The organism is Tunicatimonas sp., assembly GCF_049647865.1.
Classification (GTDB): Bacteria; Bacteroidota; Bacteroidia; order Cytophagales; family Cyclobacteriaceae; genus Tunicatimonas.
The window spans coordinates 1-2,140 of sequence record NZ_JBARYM010000316.1 but is presented as its reverse complement, the minus strand read 5'-3'; the positions used below and the strand labels follow the sequence as shown (position 1 = coordinate 2,140).

Genomic DNA, 2,140 nt, shown 5'->3' with positions numbered 1-2,140 from the left:
CGCTGGAACGGCACGAAATGAGAAAATGGGTAGCTTGATTTGTGTTTGCCTTTTCCTCCAAATGGTATATCCGATAGGAACACCGAGGGCAAACACACTGGTGATTCCTACATTCAACAGGTACGTTTGCTTAATCCACTGTTCTCGAAGTGCTAAATCGTTTATTCCAACTGCTAGCACCTGTACCGCTTGAAGTACTAACCAACTAACCACCAAGGCAATAGGCAGAGCGCTAAGTACTAATAGAAAGCTTTGCAATAGGTTGGGATAAAAAACCTTTTTTCCCCCCAACATTTCTTGGGTCTTCATTTCGGTTACTTTCAGTTCGTCTTCTTGTAAAGCGTTAAAGGCATTCTCAAGAGCAGTATCGAACGGCTGCCCTTCCGCCATTTTTTCTTCAATCGCTACGCAAAAATGATCCAGCAAGTCTTCCGCTAATTCAGCAGTTTTTACGCCCTCCTGCTGAATGCGCTTTTTAATGAGGCTGATTTGGGCTTTTGTCAGTCGAATTATACCGTCAGACATTTTTGTAATCCCGGTTTAATCTCTAGCAGCGATTTCATGGTAGCCAGATAGTCAGCAAATTCCTTGAGTTTTGCTCGGGCAGTGTCGTTGCCCTGATCAGTCAGTGAGTAATAGATGCGTAGCCGGTTGCCCACTTTCTCCTTTTCGGTGGTGAGTTCCCCTTTGGCTTTTAGTTTATGCAGTACTGGGTAGATAGCGGCCAGCGTCAGCGTGATTTTTCCGTCGGTAGCCTTAGTGATTGCTTGGGTAATCTGGTAGCCGTACATCCGGCGATTATCGGATAGTAGTTTTAAGATTAGCGTGGTGACAGTTCCTTTGATTAGTTCAGATGAATACATAAGGCAATTATATATAATATTCTTATATATTTCAATCTTATATATATGTTTTTGTTCTGGCTGCTTGAATTCCGTATTTTGCTAGGAAACAATCTACCTACTATGTTAGTCCGCCTCTTCTTATTCATTCTTGCACTATTTGCCCATCCTGCCGCAGTTTTAGCTCAGCCCTCGGATGAGCTACGGTTTTCACCCGAGCGGCTGGCGCGAGTTGATTCCTTTTTGCAGAGTCGGATAGACCAAGGAAATATTCCCCACGCGGTATCCATGATTATTCATCGGGGTGAAACCGTTCATCATCAAGCCTACGGTTGGGCCGATTCTGAACAAGAAGAGACAATGGCGACCGATGCTATTTTCCGCATTGCTTCCCAAACCAAGCTGGTTACCTCCATTGCGGTGATGATGCTGTACGAGCAGGGGCATTTACTACTGGAAGATCCCATTTCCAAGTACATTCCCGCCTTCGCTAACCCGAAGGTGCTCACGAGTTACGACTCGGCTACGTTGGAGTACGAAACGGTTCCGGCTAACCGGGAAATTATGATTCGCGATTTACTTACGCATACCGCCGGAATTCCCTACGAGCATCCGCTCTGGTCTCGAGAGGGTTTTGACATTCCGTTTTTGGCTTCGCTGGATAGTATCGTACTGGAAGATGCCATTGATCAACTAGCCAACCGTCCGCTGGTACACCAGCCGGGCGAGCACTTTTCCTACGGTCCGAATACCGATATTCTAGGTCGATTGGTGGAAGTCATCTCCGGGCAGTCGCTGGCTGAATACTTCCAACAGCATATATTTACCCCATTGGGAATGACCGATACGTACTTTTATTTACCCGAAGAAAAATCCAATCGGCTGGTGACCTTATTTACTAAAGAATCAGCCGAAGCCTCACTGGAAGTTAGCCCAGAGGAAACCTACCAAAATTTTGCCCGCAGTGGGGCTCAAACTTACTACCTAGGTGGAGCCGGACTGGTGAGTACCGCTGCCGATTACGCGAAGGTTTGCCAAATCATTCTGAATAAAGGAAAGTACAATAACGTGCGTTTGCTCAGCCCACTGACGGTAGAACTGATGGCCCGCAACCAGATTGGCGGCTCCGAGGTGTGGGATCGGCGCGATAAGTTTGGCTACGGCCTAATGGTAATTACCGAAAACAGCCACTACGGCGATCAGGCTCCAGTTGGTTCGGTCAAGTGGGGCGGGGCCTATTGCTCCGAATACACTATTGACTTTGAAAACGATTTGGTAATGCAGGTCTACACCAACGT

3 protein-coding genes are annotated in these 2,140 nt (G+C 46.9%); 1 reads left to right on the top strand and 2 read right to left on the bottom strand.

Annotated features, from left to right (window positions below; genetic code table 11):
• Positions 1 to 525: hypothetical protein (locus tag WBA23_RS09605; RefSeq protein ID WP_424582061.1), on the bottom strand; the 525-nt coding region annotated here is incomplete at its 3' end.
• The gene (locus WBA23_RS09600; RefSeq protein ID WP_424582060.1) at positions 510 to 863 is read right to left on the bottom strand and encodes a PadR family transcriptional regulator; all 354 of its coding nucleotides are present in this window, start codon (positions 861 to 863) and stop codon (positions 510 to 512) included. The genes WBA23_RS09605 and WBA23_RS09600, both read right to left, overlap by 16 nt.
• Before the next feature lie 102 nt (positions 864 to 965).
• Between WBA23_RS09600 and WBA23_RS09595 the strand changes: the two genes are divergently transcribed.
• Positions 966 to 2,140, top strand: a 1,175-nt coding sequence (locus WBA23_RS09595) for a serine hydrolase domain-containing protein (RefSeq protein ID WP_424582059.1), incomplete at its 3' end; no start/stop codon positions are given.

Excerpts from the sequence above, each read along its gene's own strand:
- WBA23_RS09600 (WP_424582060.1), bottom strand. The coding sequence starts at position 863 with ATGTATTCATCTGAACTAATCAAAGGAACTGTCACCACGCTAATCTTA.